Consider the following 18,260-nt stretch of genomic DNA (forward strand, 5'->3'; position numbering starts at 1 on the left):
TCGTGGGCATGGAGATCACACAGAACGCGGCGCTGGTAGTGGTGGACGTGCAGAAGGGCTTCGACGAGTCGGAGTTCTGGGGCCCGCGCAACAACCCGGCCGCCGACGAGAACATCGCCTCGCTGATCGCGGCCTGGCAGGGCACGGACCGGCCGGTCGTCTTCGTGCGGCACGACTCGAACGAACCCGGCTCGCCGCTGCGAACCGGGCAGGAGGGAAACGACTTCAAGGAGTACGTGGAGGAGCGGCGCGGCAAGGGCGGCGGACCGGAGCTGCTCGTCACCAAGTCCGTGAATTCGGCGTTCTACGGCACCCCCGACCTCGACGACTGGTTCAAGGCGGCGGGCATCACCCAGGTCGTACTGGCCGGCATCCAGACCAATATGTGCGTGGAGACCACCGCCCGCATGGGCGGCAACCTCGGCTACGACGTGCTGGTCGCTCTCGATGCCACCCACACCTTCGACCTGACCGGCCCGAACGGCTGGCATCTGACGGCCGACGAGCTGGCCCGGGCGAGTGCCGTCTCGCTGCACGGCGGACGCTTCGCCCGGGTCGTGACGACCGACGAGCTCATGGCCGCCGTCCGCCCCTGACCTCCTGGCACGAAACCGCCTGGGTCGGGGCCTCCCCCCTTGGGCCTTCTGCGCGCTACCCACCTCCGACGTTCTCGGGCCAGGGCGGTGGGTCGTTCGTTGCGGCTGACGCGCTTGCAGGCGTCGCGTGCCCTGCGAGCGAGCTGACGGCGTGGTTTCAGCTCTGGTGGGCGCGGTCGTGGAGGTCCTGGCGGGCGGCGGCGAGCACCTGGTCGGACAGTTCGGGGTCCGTGGAGGCGACCGCACGGGACAGCAGGAGTGCGCCGGCCATCTGGCTGAAGAGGGCGAGCGCGCGTGACCAGGCTTCTTCCTCGTCCAGTCCGGTGGCGTCCTGGACGGCCTGGCTGAAGCGGTGCAGGTTGGCGGTCAGCCCGGTGGTGTAGCGGGCGCGGGCGTCGTCGTCGAGGCGGGGGGCATCGCCGAGGAAGCCCGCGTTGGGGCAGCCGTGGTCGATGTCGGCGCGGTGTTCCGGTGAGAGGTACCAGTCGATCTGGGCGTCCAGGGGGGTCGGCCCCGTCCGCACGGGACGCGTCCAGGGCCGCGGTGAGGTTGGCCAGCGCATGCGTCATGGCGTTGGCGACGACCTCGTCCACCAGCGCTCCCTTGGAAGCGAAGTGGTTGTAGAAGCCGCCGCGGGTCATTCCGGCGGCCGCCATCAGCTCCACCAGGCCGACCGCCTCCGTTCCACGCTGGCGGAACAGCGTCTCGGCGGCAGCCACGATCGCGTCGTGATTCTGCGATGAGAGCGGACGAGAAAGGCACACGATGAACGTCGCACCGCTGTTCACGCCGGTCCGGATGGGCGACCTGGAGCTGCCCAACCGCATCGCGATGGCACCGCTGACCCGCATGCGGGCCGGCAACCCCGGCCATGTGCCGACCGCACTGCAGGCCGAGTACTACGCCCAGCGGGCCTCCGCCGGCCTCATCGTCGGCGAGGCGACCGCGATCAGCCCGGAGGGCTTCGGCTGGGCCGACACCCCCGGACTGTGGAGCTCCGAGCAGATCCACGGCTGGCGGCAGGTGACCGAGGCCGTGCACACGGCCGGCGGCCGGATGATCGCCCAGCTCTGGCACACCGGGGCCATCTCGCACCCCGACCTGCGCGACGGAGCACTCCCGCTGTCGGCCTCCGCGGTCGACCCGCAACAGCGCAGCGTCACCCCGACCGGCCGCAAGCCCACGGTCACACCGCGCGCGATGACTGGGGCCGAGATCCGTCAGACCATCGCCGACTACGCAACCGCGGCCCGCAACGCCATCACCGCAGGGTTCGACGGCGTTCAGATCCTCGCCAACTACCTCTACCTGCCGGCCCAGTTCCTCAACAAGGCCACCAACCAGCGCACCGACACCTACGGCGGCTCCATCGAGAACCGCGCCCGGCTGACCCTGGAGATCGCCGAGGCGGTGGCCGCGACTGTCGGCCCGGAACGGACCGGCGTCAAGCTCGGCCCGATGCACGAGACCGGCCCGTTCGAGGCCAACGACGAGACCCTGCCGACCGCCGAGTACGTCATCTCCCGCCTGAACGGCCTGTCACACCTGCTGGTGATGGGTGCCACGCACGACCTGACCGCCACCCCGCTCGACGGACTGGACGGCGACGGCATGTTCGCCCACATCCGGCCGCTGTTCCACGGCACGCTCATCGCCAACGCCGAGATGGACGCCGAGCGGGCCGCCCACCTGGTCGCATCGGGGCTCGCCGACGTGGTCGCCTTCGGCCGCCCGTTCATCGCCAACCCCGACCTGCCGGCCCGGCTTGCCACCGGAGCCCCGCTCGCCGACATCGACTGGACCACCGTCTACGCCTCCGGCGCCCGCGGATACACCGACTACCCGGCCCTGGCCGCGGTCTGAGACCCCGAGGAGCACCCCATGACGCTCACCGGAAACACCATCCTGATCACCGGCGGCGGCAGCGGTATCGGCCGCGGCCTGGCCGAGGCCCTGCACCGCCTCGGCAACGCCGTCATCGTCGCCGGCCGCCGAAGCGACGTCCTGGACTGTGCGGACCGTTCGCCGGTCACCAACACCTCCCCGCCGTAGCCGACTTCCGCCGTCCAGCCCGGCTCACGCTTCCGTACGCCCGCGCCCGGCCCGCGGCAGCGTCAGCGTCGCGCCGGCCGTCAGGACGAGTCCGGCCGCCGCGAGCAGCATGCTCCACCGCATGCCGGCCAGGAACGTGTCCGCCCCGGCCAGCAGCGCTCCGAAGACCGCCACCGAGATGGCCCCGCCGACCTGGCGGCCGGTGTTGAGCACGGCGGACGCGGTGCCCGCCCGGTCTGCGGGGACGGCATCGAGCAGCATCGCGGTCAGCGCCGGGACTGTCAGCGCCCCGCCGAGGCCGACCGGCACCATCAGCGCGGCCACCACCCACACGTTGGTGTGCGGGCCGACGGTGAGCAGAGCCAACAGCCCGGCCGTCCCGACCAGTTGTCCCGACACCATCGGCACCCGCGGGCCGAACAGCGAGGCCAGTTTCGCCGAGGCCAGGTTCACCACGGCGACCAGTGCCGTCATCGGAATGAACATCAGGCCCGCGTGCAGGGCGGACTGACCGCGTTCCTGCTGGAGATACAGGCTGAAGATGAACACCCCTCCGTAGTAGGCGGCGTTGAGCATGAAGCCGACCACCAAGGACACCGCGACCACCCGGGAGCGGAACAGCGGCAGCGGGAGCATCGGGTGCGAGCCCTTGGCCTGCGCGGCGAGGAAGACGACTGCCGCGCCCGCGGCCACCAGCAGCGCCACCACGACGGTTGGCCGGCCGAAGCCCTTGTCACCGCCCTCGATCACGCCGTACGTCAGCGCGCCCATCGCGACCACCGCCGTCACCTGCCCGACCACGTCAAGACGGGCGGGCAGCCGCGGGGAGGCGGGTACACGGGTGAGCAGGGCGAGCGCCAGCAGGCCCGCCGGGAGGTTGACGAAGAAGATCCACCGCCAGCCCACGGATGCGGTGAGCGCCCCGCCGAGCACCGGCCCGGCCGCCACCGCGACCGCGCCGCCCACGGTCCAGACGGCGATCGCCCGGGCCCGCTTCGCCTGGTCGGGAAAGCCCTGCCGGACCAGCGCCAGCGAGGCCGGCATCATCACCGCCGCCGCACCCCCCTGCACCAACCGCGCCGCCACCAGCACGCCGAGACCGGGCGCCAGTCCGCACGCGGCCGAGGCCAGCCCGAAGAGCACGAGGCCGCCGCCGTACGCCTGGCGGGCCCCGATGCGGTCGGACAGGGCGCCGGCGGAGAGCATCAGGGCGGCGAAGATCAGCGTGTATCCGTCCACCACCCACTGCAGGCCGGACATGCCGCCGCCAAGACTGCGGCCGATGTCGGGCAGTGCGACGGTGACGATCAACGCGTCCAGCGAGATGAGGAAGAAGCCCAACAGGGCGGCGCCGAGCACGGTGGAGGATCCGCCCCGGGCCGCGTGCGGAGCCGCGGCTCCGGCTCCGGCTCCGGGGGATGACGTGAGCAGGGATTTCATCAAGGCGCTCCTGAGACATTCTTGAAGGTGTGTGATCGAGACGAGGGCGGGCAGGGGCAACCCCTGACGGGCCGGCCGGTAGCGGGAGCTGCCTGGCGCGGTGAGGTGAGGTGAGGTGAGCGGACGCCGGCGGCGAGAGTCCCGCCGCCCGACGTAGCGCTACCTGCCCGGCAGCCTGCTACCCCCTGCTGCCTGCCGACTGTGTGGGGCAGACCCTTGTTGCCGTGTCACTGTGTGTCGAAGTCCGTCCCTCGCGAGACCTTCTCCCACGTGGCGAGTTCGGCCCGCACCGCGTCCAGGTGCCCGACGAGGGAGTCCACCGCATCACCGCCGAGGGCGAGCCTCAGCGGGGTGTTCTCGGCGTCCAGGGCCAGTCGGATCGCCGCCGCGGCCTTCGCCGGGTCCCCGGGCTGCGTGCCGTCGCCGCCCTGCACCGCCTTCCGGGTGGCACCGACCTTCTCCGCGTACGCCGGGTGCTCCTCGGAGAAGTAGGCCGCGCCCCTGCCGAACAGGTTGGTGCGGAAGGCGCCGGGCTCCACGATCAGCACCTTGATACCGAACGGCGCCACCTCGTCGGCCAGGCCCTCGGACATCTGCTCCAGCGCCGCCTTGGTCGCGCTGTACGCGGAGAACCCGGCGAAGGACAACTGCCCGCCGAAACTGCTGATGTTCACGATCGAACCGCTGCCCCGTTCCCGCATCTGCGGCAACAGCGCCCGGGTCAGCCGCGCCGGGCCGAACACATGCAGCTCAAACAGGTCGCGCAGCTCCCGGTCGGTGGTCTCCTCGAACGCCCCGACCTGTGTGCGCCCGGCGTTGTTCACCAGCACGTCCACCCGGCCGTAGCGAGCCAGGACGTCGGCGGCCAGCGCGTCGATCCGCCCGCCGTCCGTGACGTCGAGTGCGATCGCTTCCACCCGGTCGGGGTGCGCGGCGACCAGGTCGGCCAGTGCCTCGGGCCGTCGGGCCGTGCCGACCACCGTGTCACCGGCGGCGACCGCGGCCTCGGCGATGGCCCGCCCGAAACCGCTGCTCGCACCGGTGACCAGCCAGACCTTGCCGTTCTCGGTCATCTCTTCGTCTCCCTCATCAACCGCAGTTCGGGATTTCCCCGCCGACGACCTCCATCCTTCGCCGGGATCCGGGACCTCGTCCAAGACCTGTTGTGATAGCCATGAGTTATGGATGTCCATGGACGCGATCTGCGCTACTTCGCCGCAGTCGCCGAGGAGTTGAACTTCACGCGAGCCGCCGAGCGGCTGTTCGTCTCCCAGCCCGCGCTCAGCAAACAGATACGGATGCTGGAGAAGCAGGTCGGCGCGGATCTGTTCCACCGGGACCGGCGGGCGGTGCGGTTGACCGTGGTGGGGAAAGCCCTGCTGCCGCACGCCCGCGGGATGTTGGCCGCGTGGGAGGCCGCCGAGGCGGCGGTGGAGGAGGCGAAGGCCGCCGAGCTGCACACCCTGGTGATCGGCATGTCGACCAGCCCGGGCCGCGGACTGCTGCCCGCCTTGCGCACCCGGCTGGTCTCCCGGCATCCGCACGCACGGCCCGTCCTCAGGCAGGTCAACTGGGCCGATCCCAGTGCCGGGTTGGCGGACGGGTCCAGCGATGTCGCCTTCGTCTGGCTGCCGCTTCCGGACGGCGACCGCTACCGGTATGCGGTGGTGGCCCAGGAGCCCCGCCTTGTGGCGCTGCCGCAGGGGCACCCCCTGGCGGCACGGGCCGCAGCGGACAGCGAGGGAGCGGTGGACTTCGCCGATCTCCTCGACGAGCCGTTCCTCGCGCTCCCGTCCGAGGCTGGTCCGCTACGGGACTACTGGCTGGCCCTGGATGCCCGGGACGATCGCGCGCCGCGGATCGGCGGGGTGGTGGGCAGCGCCGAGGAGACCCACGAGGCGGTCGCCAACGGCCAGGGCGTGGCACTTCTGGCCACCGGCAACGCCTCGCTGGTCGTCCGGGACGAGGTGATCGCCGTGCCGGTCAGGGGCATCTCCCCCTCCCATCTGGCGGTAGCCGCCCGACGGGACGACGAACGGCCCTTGGTGGTGGCCTACCTGGCCGCGGCGGCAAAGGTGGCAGCCGGCACCTCCCGAACCGCACCGCCCCCGTGACACTCCGCCTTTCCTCAACTCAGAATCCCGACCTCAGCCGAGCGCCTCGGACGGACGGCTCAGAGCGGCCCGTCCCGGCGCTCAGCGGAGCTCGCGGATACCGCTGACCAGACAGGCCACACCGATCGCCCCGGTGGCCAGCGCGCCGAGGACAGCGCCGACCTGTCCCCGGTCAACCGCCATCGTGATCGCGGCGGCCCCCAGGAACAGCACCCCCAGACCGACGAGCAATCGTCCCGGCGAGTTGCTGCCGCCCGACGGGCCCACCGGGGCGGCCACCGTCACCGTGACCGGCTCGGCCGCCCCGTCCGGTTCCTGCACCGGCACTGGCACCTGCTGACGCCCCTTCCCCCGAGGCCGGTACACCCGCCCGCTGTGCCGTGCCAGTACCACCGGCTCCTGAGTCCCGACTGTCTCGACGTCGCCCGGTCGCTGCGCTGTCGCGGGGTCCTGATACTCGGCGCTCAGCTCGTGGAGCTCCTGCAGCATCGCCCGACGGGCGGCCTCGGGACTGCCGTAGCTGTACTTCGAGCCGACCCCCTTCGCCGAGCTCTTGCCGTGACCGAAGTGCATGACTATCACGTACGCCCATTTCGCCATGGCAGACAGGCTATGCACCGCCCGATCGGCGTTGCCCGGGAAACCGTCGGCCGACGAGGCGGGCCTGGGTGTCGTCGGGTGCGGCGGCTGCCACACCGGTTGTCGCCCGCTACCAGTTGAGCCTCAACAAATCGGGCCGCTCGACCCAGAACTGGCCCGAGTACGTCACATTCGGGGGTGTCCCCACCTCCAGTGTGTACAAGCCCTCCGTCAGATCGTCAGGGACAGTCCACTCGTAGCTGCCACTCTGGGCGTCAACGTTCTCAGCGACGGTCACCACCGGCTGGAGGCCGTCATCGGACCCTGCCGCCAAAACGATCTGACTGATGGTTTGGACCTTGGGATCGGTCCAGGCAATCGTCATCTGAGATCCGGCGCGGTAGATGTCGCCCTTCAGAGGGGACGTCAGGCTGACAACGTCCGAACCGACGCTCGTGGACGCGCCCGGGGCCGGGTGAGCGTCCGCTGCCGCGGGGTCGGCTCCGGTGCTGACGCTCATCGAGGCAGCCAGCGCAGCGGACACGACGACGTGCCGGAGAGCGCCCATGGGGTGGCAGCGGCGCTGGCGGGAACTTGCTGCTGAGGTACTCGTCACACAGTCAATCTGTCCCGCGTGACTGCCTCTGCCTCATGAGGCGGGTTCCGGTCACCGTAAAGAAGGACGACGAAGAGCCCACACCAACATGCCGGGCGGCAGCCGCAACGACCACGCACCCGCGCACGTACTGATGCACAAGGACGGCCACAGCTACTCGCCGGCCGGCCCGCCGGCGGACGACCGGCCGAGACAGTCGCGCCGCCATGCTGGCTACCCGGTGAACCGAGTGCTCCGCGCGGCGCCTCCGGCGCGGATCCGCTGACGCAGGAAGAGGGCGGCACGGTCCAGTGCCTCGTCCGCCTCGTCGAGGACGCCGGCGAACGACTGGAACACGTGCGGCACGTCGGCGGTGACGTCGAGGATGACGTCCACGCCCGCCGCGCTCGCCCGCGCGGCCAGGCGGGTGGAGTCGTCCAACAGCACCTCGTTGGAACCGACTTGGATGAGCATCGGGGGAAGGCCGGTCAGGTCGGCGTGGACGGCCGGACTCAGCAGGGGCTGGCGCGGGTCGGCTCCGGCGAGGTACATGGCTCCGGTGTGTTCGAGGGCCGCGCGGGTCCTCGCCGCGGTCGAGGAGCGCCCGGTAGGCGCTCAGGGTGTCCTCGATCGCGGCCGGAAAGGGGTGTTCGGAGGCACCCTGGACGCCCCCTCGCTGTCAATCGCCGCCGCAGCCGTGCCCGCCACAGCCATGGCCACCGCAGCCGTGCCCCCCGCAGCCGTGCCCGCCGCAGCTGTGGCCGCCTCCGCAGCCGTCCCCGCCGCCCCAGCTGTCGGGCCTGCCGTAGCGCTGCCCGCGCGCCCCGCTACCGCGGGGCCGACCTGCTCCCCGCGCCCGGTAAGCCCGTTCCTGCTGACGTAGGCTCGCTGCCCACCACTCGTCCCGCTCGCGTTTCTCCTGCTCCTCCTTGCGGATTTTTTCGCGCCGGGCGGCGTCCCGGGCCGCGCCGTCGGCCGGCTGCCACGGGCCGAGGCCATGGCGGCGTCGCGGCAGCAGCGGGGCGACCGTGACGCCGGCATACGTGTTCTCCGGCCCCTGGTATGCCTTGCGTTCGATGACGGCGTACTCCAGGGCGACCTCGGCGCCTTCCCAGGGCGCGCCGTACAGGACCGCCTCGAAGGGTTCGCTGCGGGGGTCGATGTCGTAGTGCCCGCCGTCGGGTCGGTAGGTGGAGCTCGTGCCCAGGAGCCGCGCCGTGCGGTCGGTGTCCCGGCCCTTGGGGAAGTACGCGATCAGAGGCCGTCCCGAGGTGGCGCGGGCATCCGGATACAGCCAGTGGCAACCGTCCGGCGCGATCCGTACGCCCACCATCAGAGCCGGCTGGGGCTGCTCGTGCAGGCGGCGCGCCGCCCGGAAGGCGACGTGGCCGTAGCCGTACACGATGGTGCCGGGGACGAGGAACAGCAGGGCGGCGATCTGCTGCCCGACGGCGTCGTACGGTGCGCGGTCCGGTGCCGTCAGGTCCTCGACGAGACCGTCGGTGAGGATGGCGCCGGCGATGAGGCAGAGGACGAGCCCGAGGTAGAACTGCCGGTACCCGCGGTAATCGTCCGTCTCGGGCACCCCGTCCGGGAGTTCGTGACGGCGCCGGCCGGCCGCGGCGAGCGCAAGTGCCCGCTGCTTGCGGCGGGCCCGAAGGCGCAGGCACGCACCGGTGAACGCCCCTGCGGAGGCGACCAGGGCCAGGAAGTATCCGCTTGCGGCCAGGCGGCCGTCGGCGTCGAGCACGTCGGGCGACGCCAGTGACACCGCCGCGTCCACCGCGACCACGACCGTGGCCGGCACGGTCGGGACCGGCAGATAGCGGTACCACAACGGCAGCGCGGCCAGCAGGACCGCCGCGGGATAGCCGAGCCAGTGGGTGCCATCGTGCGCGGACCCGCCACCGCTCCACCACAAGATCGAGAACCCACCGGTCAGGACGTACGACACGGCGACCAGGAGGAGCAGGACCCAACTGCCCGCGACCGGGGCGAAGACGACCGGGACGCGAGCTTTCCTCCAGCGCTCGGCGTCGGCGAGCGACCAGGACGCCACGCCGCCCTCGGGCAGTGCCCCCGCGGGCAGACGCTTGACGTAGTCACTCACGGCGCGCTCCTTCCCGCAGCACGCCGGACAGCTGAGGCTGCGCGCTGCCTCGCCAACTTCGGTCGGGCCATGGTTCTGGGGTGGGGACGGTCGTCACCAGTTCTGCAGGCGCGTGCCATCCCGGCGCATCAGCATCCCCAACGCCGATGCGCGGAGCCGCGGTCTGGTCGAACAGCTCCCCTCCCCGTAGCGCGTGCCCGAGGATCCACAGGTTAGGAGCAGCCGATGAAATCGCCGTGAAGGAGCGGAGCAGCCGGGATCCGGTGGACGACAGCGCTGTCGCTGGGCGACCGGTCGCCGCGGGAGCCGGCAGGAAGCTCGGTGGGCACAAGCAAGACGAGGGGCGGCAGCCGTACGCGGCGCTCCACCGCTCCGCGAGAAGCCCGTCGGTTCCCTTGGGCGGAAAAAGCAAAGGCAAGGAGAAACCTCTCCTTGCCACTCTCAACGTATAGCGCACTGGGGGGCTTGCCGCAAGGCCCCGGTCATGGCGCAGAATCGTCGGCCGATGCCGCAAACCTGCGGAGATGGAGGCACGACGTGCGTGTGTTGTTGTCGACGCGTGGAGGACGCGGTGACGCCGGACCGGTGGTGGGACCGGCCGTGCGGTCGTGGGCGCTCGGGGCGGAGGTGCGGGGGTGCGCACCCGGGAGGGCGGAGCGGCCGGCCGACTCGTCGAGGGGACGACACCCGGGGATGAGGACGTGCCCGACAGGGGATTCGACAGATCTGGCGGCGCCGGTGATGCGATCGGCCACCGCAGTGCGACGGAGCGCGGCTGCCTCGGAGGTATCGCAGTGATCGAGCAGTACGTGTGGGACCTTCGAGAGGTCGACGAGAAGCAGATTGCGGCCGTCGGTGGCAAGGGCGCGCACCTGGGCGAGCTGTCGCAGGTCGAAGGCATCCGTGTGCCGGGGGGGCTTCTGTGTGACGACGGACGCCTTCCGGCGGATCCTGGCGCAAGCGCCGTCGATCGACGACCGGCTCGATCAGTTGTCGCGCGTGGAACCGGACGACCGGGAGGCGATCCGCACGCTCAGCGCGCAGATTCGTCGGACCATCGAAGCCATCGCCGTCCCGGACGACATCTCGGTGGCGATCACCCGCGCGCTCGCCCGGCTCGGCGAGCAGGCTGCCTGCGCCGTCCGTTCCAGCGCGACGGCAGAGGACCTGCCGACGGCCTCGTTCGCCGGCCAGCAGGACACCTACCTGAACGTCGTGGGCCCGGCGTCCGTCCTCCGGCACGTCAGCCGGTGCTGGGCCTCGCTGTTCACCGAGCGGGCCGTGACCTACCGCCAGCGGAACGGCATCGACCACCGTACGGTCCACATGGCCGTGGTCGTGCAGCAGATGGTCTTCCCGCATGCGGCCGGCATCCTGTTCACCGCCGACCCCGTCACGGGCAACCGGAAGGTCGCCACCGTGGACGCCGGCTTCGGCCTCGGCGAGGCCCTGGTGTCCGGCCTGGTGAACCCGGACGTCTTCACGGTGCGGCAGGGCGAAGTCGTCGCCAAGGCGATCGCCGCCAAAACGCGTGCCGTTCACGCCCTGCCGGCCGGCGGTACGCAGGAAGTGGCGATCGCCCCGCAGCGGCAGGAGCAGCCGGCGCTGACGGATGCGCAGGTCCTGCGGCTCGTACAGCTCGGTCGGCGGATCGAGGCGCACTTCGGCCGCCCGCAGGACATCGAATGGTGCCTGGTCGACGACGGCTTCCAGATCGTTCAGAGCCGGCCGATCACGACGCTGTTCCCCGTCCCCGAGGCCGGCGACCAGGAGAATCACGTCTATGTCTCCGTCGGTCATCAGCAGATGATGACCGACCCCATGAAGCCCCTGGGGCTCTCCATGTGGCAGCTGACGGCCATGGTGCCGATGCACGAGGCCGGCGGCAGGCTGTTCGTCGACGTCACCCGGCGCCTGGCCTCGCCCACGAGCCGCGCCGCCCTCCTGGACGTCATGGGGAGAGGCGATCCGCTGGTCAGGGACGCTCTGGAGACCGTCCTCGGCCACGACGATTTCGTCCCGTCGCTCCCGGACGCCCCTCCCGGCAGGCCGCAGTCCGGCGGGCCGCCGGCCAGCGGCGCGCCCACCCCGATCGCGACCGATCCGGCCATCGTCACCGAGCTGATCGGGCGCAGCCGGGAGTCCGTCGCCGCCCTGGAGCGCGGCATCCGGACGAAGACCGGACCGGCGCTGTTCGACTTCCTGCTGGCGGCCTTCGAGGAGCACAAGCGCGTGCTCAGTGATCCACTGAACATCCGGGCGATCATGGCGGGGATGGAGGCCACATGGTGGCTCAACGACAAGCTGCAGGAGTGGTTGGGCGAGAAGAACGTCGCTGACACGCTCACGCTGTCCGCCCCCGACAACATCACCTCCGAAATGGGACTGGCGCTGCTCGACGTCGCGGACGTGATCCGCGCGCGGCCGGAGGTGGTGGCGTTCCTCCAGGGCGTCGAGGACGAGGACTTCCTGGACGGGCTGGCGAAGCGCGCGGGCGGGGCCGAAGCGCGCGCCGCCATCGAGGGCTACCTCGACCGGTACGGCATGCGCTGCGTCGGTGAGATCGACATCACCAGGCCACGTTGGCGCGAGCGCCCCACCACGCTGGTGCCCGTGATCCTCGACAACGTCAGGAACTTCGAGCCGGGCGCCGCCGAGCGGCGCTTCGAGCAAGGGCGGCAGAAGGCCCAGAAGAAGGAACAGGACGTGCTGTCGCGCTTGCGGGCCCTGCCGGACGGGGACCAGAAAGCCGACGAGACCAAGCGGATGATCGACCGGGTCAGAACCTTCATCGGGTACCGGGAGTACCCGAAGTACGGCATCATCAGCCGCTACTTCGTCTACAAGCAGGCCCTGCTGAAGGAGGCCGAGCGCCTCGTGCGGGCCGACGTGCTTCCTGAGAAGGACGACATCTTCTACCTCACCTTCCAGGAACTCCACGACGTCGTGCGCTCGAACCACGTGGATGGCCGACTCATCCAGCAGCGCAAGGACGCGTTCCGCTCGTACCACGCGCTCACACCGCCCCGGGTGCTCACCTCGGACGGTGAGGCCCTGACCGGGGCGTACCGGCGCGACGACGTGCCGGCCGGCGCCCTGACCGGTCTACCGGTTTCCGTCGGGACCGTCGAGGGCCGAGCCCGCGTCATCCTCGACATGGCGCAGGCCGATCTCGAAGCCGGCGACATCCTGGTCACGACCTTCACGGACCCCAGCTGGTCGCCGCTGTTCGTCGGCATCGCGGGCCTGGTGACGGAGGTGGGCGGCCTGATGACCCATGGCGCGGTGATCGCCCGGGAGTACGGCTTGCCGGCGGTCGTGGGCGTGGAGCAGGCCACCCGGCTGATCCGGGACGGGCAGCGGATCCGCGTGCACGGAACCGACGGGTACGTCGAGATCCTGCCTTGACCGACCACACCGTGAAGCCCCAAGCCCTGCGTGACTTCCGACTGAACGACGCCAGGCATGCCTGTGAGAACGTGGAAGCCGTGGACAACGTCGAGGTGGACATCGACGTGCGACGTGCGGCACGCCCGACCTCCACCGCGTGCTCAAGCAAGGCCGCTTCCCGATCAACTGCTGTCAGTTCGCCGAGCGCAGACCGTCGAGCTCGTCCCCGATGGCCTGGCGCAGCGCGTCGTGCTGCGGCCCGAGTGCGAACTGTTCGTCGGTCCAACTGTCGTGGGGGTAGAGCCAGACCGGCTTGCTCACCAAGTCGATCGGCTCCCACTCGAACCGTGGCCAGACATGCGCGTGCAAGAACCCGTCGGTGTTGCCAAGGATCTCAAGATTGACCCGCCGGAAGGCTGTGTCCATGCGACGGGAGGCTCGCTCGACTGCCTCTCCGAGCCGGTCCATGTCGGACAGGAAGGCCAGTCTCTTGTGCTTGGTGAGGTCCGACAGCCTCTCCACTGCGGGGTCATCCGCCAGGAGCACCGAGTAGCCCGGCAGAAACTGCACATCTCCGATCACTGCGAACCCTGCGTCCAAGCGCCGGAGCACAGTGGGGTTCTCGCCCCTCAGGGCACTGCCGATCCGGTCCATCCGCCAGTCATCAACCATGATCAGAACCTACCTGGTGGCGCTACCACGACGGATTTCGTTCGGTGAGCGGTGAGCAGTGAGCGGGCTCCGGCTTCGGGTACGGGCGTGGCGGAGGGCCGGGGTTGGAGCCGGAGAGAGTGCCTGTCCGGTCGATGCAGGGTGGTGGCCAGGCCCCCGGGCGCCGCCTCAGCCCGCAGTGCCTGGCCGGTCGTCGTCACCCTCGTCGCCCGGGCCGGCTGCCGCGATCTCGTGCTCGATGCGTCGGAGGGCGTCCTGGGCCCGTGCCGACAGAGTGGCGTCGTCACCGTCCTCGTTGGCCACGGAGGCACGTTCGGTGGCTGTGGTGGCGGCGGTGGCGCTGGCGATGCCGGGGTTCGCGAAGTGGCGGAGCACAGGCAGTGCGCCGGTCGCGTCCCCGGTGATGTGCCACAGTGCGTCAGCGGCGGCTACGCGTAGGGCGCCGGCCTCCGCCGGGTCGTCGCGCATGCCGCGCAGCGCGGGCGCCGCGGCTCCGGCGCGCCTCCCCAACTCGCCCAGCCAGCCACAGGCGTTGTCGTCGAACCGCCAGCCGCGCCGGCCGACGACGCGGCCGGGCCGATGACGGCGGGCCAGCACGTTCAGCAGGAGCGGGATGACTTGGGACGCCATCGCGTCCGCGGCCGAGTCGGCCGAGTCGGCCGAGTCCGCCGCTGCGTCCGTCAAGGAATCCGTTGAGGAGTGCCTTGAGGACTGCGCTGAGGAGTGCGCTGAGGAGTGCTTCGTGGTGTCCGTCGAGGTGTTCTGTCCCATCAGGGCGCGGATGGCGGCGAGTCCGGTCTCCGGGTCGGCGCCCACGGCGACCCGCCGCAGCGCCGCCAGCGCCCGTGCGTCGTCCAGCCCCCACCTGCGCAGGAACGCACAGGTCGCCGACGCGGCCTCCAGTTCGACGAACTGGGGGCGGGCGTCCGGGTCGCCCGAAACCGTGGCGTCGATGCGTCGGCTCAGCCGCTCCAGCGCGGCCACCACCTCCGGCACCGCCGGGCCGCCGCCGCGCCACTGCTGCGTACCGGTGAGCAGCGCGTTGACCTCGGCTGCCGGGAGGTCCTGTGCCAGCCGTTCCCGGATCGCCGGCCACAGATCGTCGGCCAACGCCGCGGCCAGGCGCAGCAGTTCGGCCCCTGCGGTGCCCACGGCCACACGTTCCCGGAGGCCCGGCAGACACCTGCGGTCGCCGCGTCGGGCGAGCCGGGCCAACGCCGCCTGTGCCACCTCGGGGTCCCGCCGGGCCGCGGGGCCACTCGCGGCCACCGCCAGGGCATCGAGGTAACTGCCGTATGCATGAAGGTAGTTGGTCGATACCGCGGCCCTCCGGACCGCCGGGTCGGGGTGGTCCAGCAGCGCCCCGACGGCCGCCGCGTGGCATGCGTACCGCGTGGAGTCCGTGGAGTACAGCTGGTCCGCGGCTCCGACAAGGACACGCGCCGTGACGGTGTCCAGCCGGCCGTCACCCAGGGCCGCCAGCATCAGGGCCAGCCAGCGCGAGCGCACCTCGGGCGCGCCGACGAGCCAGGAGTCGACGGCGTCCACCGGGCCGTACGGCACCGCGCCGGCCCACTCCGGATCGCACCAGGCCAACTCCCCCAGTGCCGCTCCGGCTTCACCGCCGCAGAGTGTCAGCGCCTCGACCACCACGTCCTCAACGGGTCCGGCGCCGTCCGTCGTGGAGGTCGCGCCGGAGCCCACACCTGCCGGCGCCCCGCCGGGCCGCGGCGCCGGGCGCAGCAGCAGGCCCAGTGCGGCGCCCAGCGCGGCGGCAGGTTCGCCCCGCAGGCAACGGCGCAGCTGCGCACGTACGTCGGGGCGGTCGGCGTACCGACCCAGGACCAACAACAGCCCGAGCCGGACCGCGGGATCGGTGGCGTGCAGGCTGTGTTCGCGGATCGCCGGGACGATCGCGTCGGCGGGAGCGGCCGCATAGGCGAGCACCACCGGCACCATGCGTCGCACCGCCACGTCCGGGTGGGTGAGCCGCCGGAGCAGCTCCGGCACTCCGGCCGCCAACGCCCGGGACAACTGCTCCGCCCACGCGCCGACGAGCGCCCAGCCCTCTCCTTCCGGCACACCCAGGTCGTCCAGCAGGGCGTCGAGAGCCGCCCCGCTTCGACTGCCCGGCTCGTCCAGATCGACGTCGAAGTCGCGGTACACCACGGACTGCCAGTCGAACGTGACGCGGCCCTCACCTGCGGATTCCATGGACGCACAGCCTAATCGCGGCCTCGGACGACCACGAACGGGTTTCGTCCGCGGCACAGGCACAGACCCCGGCACAGGCGCCGGAGCCGGCATTGACACCGACGCAGGCACAAACACAAGCGCAGGCACAGACACAGCCACAGCCACAGCCACGTCAGCCGACCCTCGGAACACCGTGCGCCGTCACCTCCACCACCCGACCGCCAGGCGACACCCTCGCCTCCAGCCGCGCCGGTCCCCCGCCCCCCGACGCGGGATCCCGATAACTCAGCAGGTGACCGCCCCGCCCATCCCGCAGCGGCACGACCGTGACCTCGGCGCCCGCCCGCACCTCGGGGAACCACTTCCCGACGAACCGGTCACCGGCGCTCCGCGCCCGGCCCGCGGCCCACACCCCACCGCCGCCGCCAACCGACCCGTCCCCGCCCCCGTCCCTGCCCCTGTCCGGCTCCTCCCATCTGAACCGTTCGAGCCGCCGCTCCGGCCACCGCACGACGAACGACCCACGCCGACCCAGATCCACCTCCAGCCGCCAATGCCCCTCCGCCACTTTCTTGCGGATCACCGTCATGCCGTCCTCTGGGCGGCCGTACAGGTCCACGATGGCTCCGTCCAGCCACGACTCCTGAGCGAACTCCAGCGCGCGCCGGGCCTGCGCCTGCGCGTCCCCGTGAACCGGTTCGACGGCCACCGCGAAAGCCCCGGTCAGCAGCAGTAGTCCCCTCCCCCGTGCCTCCGTGCCCCGCCGCGTTGCCGACCGACGCCGGTGACGGAGCATCATGGCGAGCGGGAACCGTGGTGGGAGCGGGAGTGGGAATGGGAGCGCGGCGCCCTTGCGGGGCGGGGTGGGGGCGGTCAGGGTGGTCGGCATCGTCCCGTCCGGTGGTCGGCGGTGTCCGGCCCGGTACAGAGGTGGAGAGCGCGTGGCTTCCTTCGTCCTCCCGCACACCCTGCACAGCGGGGGTCCGCACAAGGTGATCGGCCACTCGATGGGCGCCAGCTCCGCGAGCGGCGGAACGGCGGCCGGGTGACCGCGGGAATCGGCGGGCCCGGGGAGCCGTACACCCCCGAAGCGGCCCTCCCGCCGGACGAGCCAGACGCCCCGACCACCCCAGCCACCCCTACCACGCCAGAGATCCCGAAGGACACAGAAATCCTGGAGGACACAGAGCTCCCAGAGGACCTGGAAGTCCCGGAGTTTCAGGAGGTCCCGAAGGTGTCAGCGGTCCCACGGTTGCCAGAAGTCCCAGACGTCTTCCATCCGCGCCGGTATGCCAAGGGCCTGCCGCACGACGCGTATCGGCTGCTGCGCGACCACCACCCGGTGGCCTGGCAGGACGAGCCGGAGGTGCTCGGCTGGCCGGCCGGCCCCGGCTTCTGGGCGGTGACCCGGCACCGCGACGTCGTACGGGTGCTGAAGGACGCCCGGACCTTCTCCTCCCAGCTGGGTGCCACCCAGATCCGCGACCCCGATCCCGTCGACCTGCCGTTCATCCGGCGGATGATGCTCAATCAGGATCCGCCGGAACACGGGCGGTTGCGGCGGCTGGTCAGCCGGGCCTTCACCCCACGGCGGGTGGACCGCTTCGAGACCGCCGTACGGGAGCGGGCCCGCGCGCTGCTGACCACTGCGGTGCACACCGCGCGGTCCGGCGACGGCGGGTGCGACGTCGTCAGCACCGTCACCGACGACTACGCGCTGCTCAACCTCGCCGATCTGCTGGGCGTCCCGCCCGGTGAACGCGGGCTGATGCTGGACTGGACCCGGCGGGTCATCGGCTACCAGGACCCGGACGAGGCCGGCCCGGCGGCGACCGGGACGGACGGCCGGCCCGCCGACCCCCGTTCCCCGGCGATGCTCCAGGACATGTTCGCGTTCGCCCGCGAGCTGGCCGCGCACAAGCGGCGGTACCCCGGCGACGACGTGATGACGGTGCTCGCCACCGACCCCGAACTGGCCGTGCCCGAACTGGAGATGTTCTTCTTCCTGCTGACCATCGCGGGCAACGACACCGTCCGCAGCGCCGCGCCCGGCGGGCTGCTGGCGCTGGCCCGGCACCCGGACGGCTACGCCGCGCTGCGCGGCGGCGCGGTCGCGGTGGGCCCGGCGGTGGAGGAGTTGCTGCGCTGGCATCCGCCGGTGCTGAGCTTCCGCCGGACCGCCGCGGCGGACACCGAGTTGGCCGGCCGGCGGATCCGCGCCGGCGACAAGGTCGTGGTCTTCCACGGCTCGGCCAACTACGACGAGCGGGTCTTCGCCGACCCCGGCCGACTGGACCTGGCGCGCTCGCCCAATCCCCATGTCTCCTTCGGCGACGGTCCACACGTCTGCCTGGGCGCGCATCTGGCCCGGTTGCAACTGCGGGTGCTCTACGAGGAGACCTGCGCGCTGCTGCCCGCTGTGGCGGTGGCCGGACCGCCACAGCGGCTGGTGTCGAACTTCATCCACGGGCTGAAGTCGCTGCCCCTGCGCCTGGCGACCTGAGGCGGAGGTGACA

General features: G+C 71.5%; 15 protein-coding genes and 2 pseudogenes. 6 read left to right on the forward strand and 11 right to left on the reverse strand.

Annotation, left to right across the window (positions count from 1 at the left end; genetic code table 11):
• The first annotated feature begins 8 nt into the window (after positions 1–8).
• Positions 9–596: a cysteine hydrolase family protein gene (locus MOV08_RS04460; RefSeq protein ID WP_275306376.1), complete on the forward strand. Its 588-nt coding sequence runs from the start codon at positions 9–11 to the stop codon at positions 594–596.
• A gap of 157 nt (positions 597–753) precedes the next feature.
• On the opposite strand, the gene MOV08_RS04465 is transcribed toward MOV08_RS04460, so the two are convergent.
• Both MOV08_RS04465 and MOV08_RS44070 read right to left on the reverse strand, forming a co-directional pair.
• Positions 754–1,119, reverse strand: a complete 366-nt coding sequence (locus tag MOV08_RS04465; RefSeq protein ID WP_275306378.1) for a hypothetical protein — start codon at positions 1,117–1,119, stop codon at positions 754–756.
• A 118-nt stretch (positions 1,120–1,237) separates the two neighbouring features.
• Positions 1,238–1,447 (reverse strand): annotated as a pseudogene (locus MOV08_RS44070) (hypothetical protein); the annotation flags it as partial.
• On the opposite strand from MOV08_RS44070, the gene MOV08_RS04470 reads away from it, so the two are divergent.
• The gene (locus MOV08_RS04470; protein WP_275306379.1) at positions 1,362–2,459 is read left to right on the forward strand and encodes an alkene reductase; all 1,098 of its coding nucleotides are present in this window, start codon (positions 1,362–1,364) and stop codon (positions 2,457–2,459) included. The pseudogene MOV08_RS44070 and the gene MOV08_RS04470 sit on opposite strands and share 86 nt — an antisense overlap.
• Before the next feature lie 18 nt (positions 2,460–2,477).
• Positions 2,478–2,648, forward strand: a complete 171-nt coding sequence (locus tag MOV08_RS04475; RefSeq protein ID WP_203232513.1) for an SDR family NAD(P)-dependent oxidoreductase — start codon at positions 2,478–2,480, stop codon at positions 2,646–2,648.
• Between the two features lie 24 nt (positions 2,649–2,672).
• Here the strand turns inward: MOV08_RS04475 and MOV08_RS04480 are convergent, their stop codons facing one another.
• Positions 2,673–4,088 (reverse strand): MFS transporter, encoded by a 1,416-nt coding sequence (locus MOV08_RS04480; protein WP_275306380.1) that lies wholly within the window; start codon positions 4,086–4,088, stop codon positions 2,673–2,675.
• Positions 4,089–4,315: 227 nt separating this feature from the next.
• On the reverse strand, positions 4,316–5,161 hold the full coding sequence (locus tag MOV08_RS04485) for an oxidoreductase (RefSeq protein ID WP_275306381.1): 846 nt from the start codon (positions 5,159–5,161) through the stop codon (positions 4,316–4,318).
• A 108-nt stretch (positions 5,162–5,269) separates the two neighbouring features.
• Between MOV08_RS04485 and MOV08_RS04490 the strand changes: the two genes are divergently transcribed.
• Complete coding sequence (locus MOV08_RS04490; protein ID WP_275306382.1) at positions 5,270–6,202, forward strand: LysR family transcriptional regulator; 933 nt, start codon at positions 5,270–5,272, stop codon at positions 6,200–6,202.
• Between the two features lie 81 nt (positions 6,203–6,283).
• Here the strand turns inward: MOV08_RS04490 and MOV08_RS04495 are convergent, their stop codons facing one another.
• The 4 genes from MOV08_RS04495 to MOV08_RS04510 form a co-directional block, all read right to left on the reverse strand.
• Positions 6,284–6,802, reverse strand: a complete 519-nt coding sequence (locus tag MOV08_RS04495) for a hypothetical protein (protein ID WP_275306384.1) — start codon at positions 6,800–6,802, stop codon at positions 6,284–6,286.
• Positions 6,803–6,911: 109 nt separating this feature from the next.
• Positions 6,912–7,301 (reverse strand): GPI anchored serine-threonine rich family protein, encoded by a 390-nt coding sequence (locus MOV08_RS04500; protein WP_159030776.1) that lies wholly within the window; start codon positions 7,299–7,301, stop codon positions 6,912–6,914.
• Positions 7,302–7,610: 309 nt separating this feature from the next.
• Entirely contained in the window at positions 7,611–7,928 is a 318-nt protein-coding gene (locus MOV08_RS04505) for an alpha/beta hydrolase fold domain-containing protein (protein ID WP_239009941.1), read from the reverse strand.
• A gap of 127 nt (positions 7,929–8,055) precedes the next feature.
• Positions 8,056–9,486, reverse strand: a complete 1,431-nt coding sequence (locus MOV08_RS04510) for a hypothetical protein (protein WP_275306385.1) — start codon at positions 9,484–9,486, stop codon at positions 8,056–8,058.
• Between the two features lie 794 nt (positions 9,487–10,280).
• Between MOV08_RS04510 and rph the strand changes: the two are divergent.
• Positions 10,281–12,894, forward strand: a pseudogene (gene rph / locus MOV08_RS04515) (rifamycin-inactivating phosphotransferase).
• A gap of 174 nt (positions 12,895–13,068) precedes the next feature.
• Here rph and MOV08_RS04520 read toward each other — a convergent pair.
• The 3 genes from MOV08_RS04520 to MOV08_RS04530 all read right to left on the reverse strand — a co-directional run bounded on the left by MOV08_RS04520 (position 13,069) and on the right by MOV08_RS04530 (position 16,453).
• Positions 13,069–13,548 (reverse strand): diadenosine tetraphosphate hydrolase, encoded by a 480-nt coding sequence (locus MOV08_RS04520; RefSeq protein WP_039629676.1) that lies wholly within the window; start codon positions 13,546–13,548, stop codon positions 13,069–13,071.
• 168 nt (positions 13,549–13,716) lie between these two features.
• Positions 13,717–15,762, reverse strand: a complete 2,046-nt coding sequence (locus tag MOV08_RS04525) for a hypothetical protein (protein ID WP_275306386.1) — start codon at positions 15,760–15,762, stop codon at positions 13,717–13,719.
• Positions 15,763–15,916: 154 nt separating this feature from the next.
• A complete protein-coding gene (locus MOV08_RS04530) occupies positions 15,917–16,453 on the reverse strand; it encodes a hypothetical protein (RefSeq protein ID WP_275306388.1) in 537 nt (178 codons plus the stop codon).
• Between the two features lie 543 nt (positions 16,454–16,996).
• Between MOV08_RS04530 and MOV08_RS04535 the strand changes: the two genes are divergently transcribed.
• Positions 16,997–18,247, forward strand: a complete 1,251-nt coding sequence (locus tag MOV08_RS04535; RefSeq protein ID WP_275306390.1) for a cytochrome P450 — start codon at positions 16,997–16,999, stop codon at positions 18,245–18,247.
• Positions 18,248–18,260: the final 13 nt, after the last annotated feature.

It is taken from the genome of Streptomyces yunnanensis (assembly GCF_029011865.1).
In the GTDB taxonomy this organism is placed as follows: Bacteria; Actinomycetota; Actinomycetes; order Streptomycetales; family Streptomycetaceae; genus Streptomyces; species Streptomyces yunnanensis.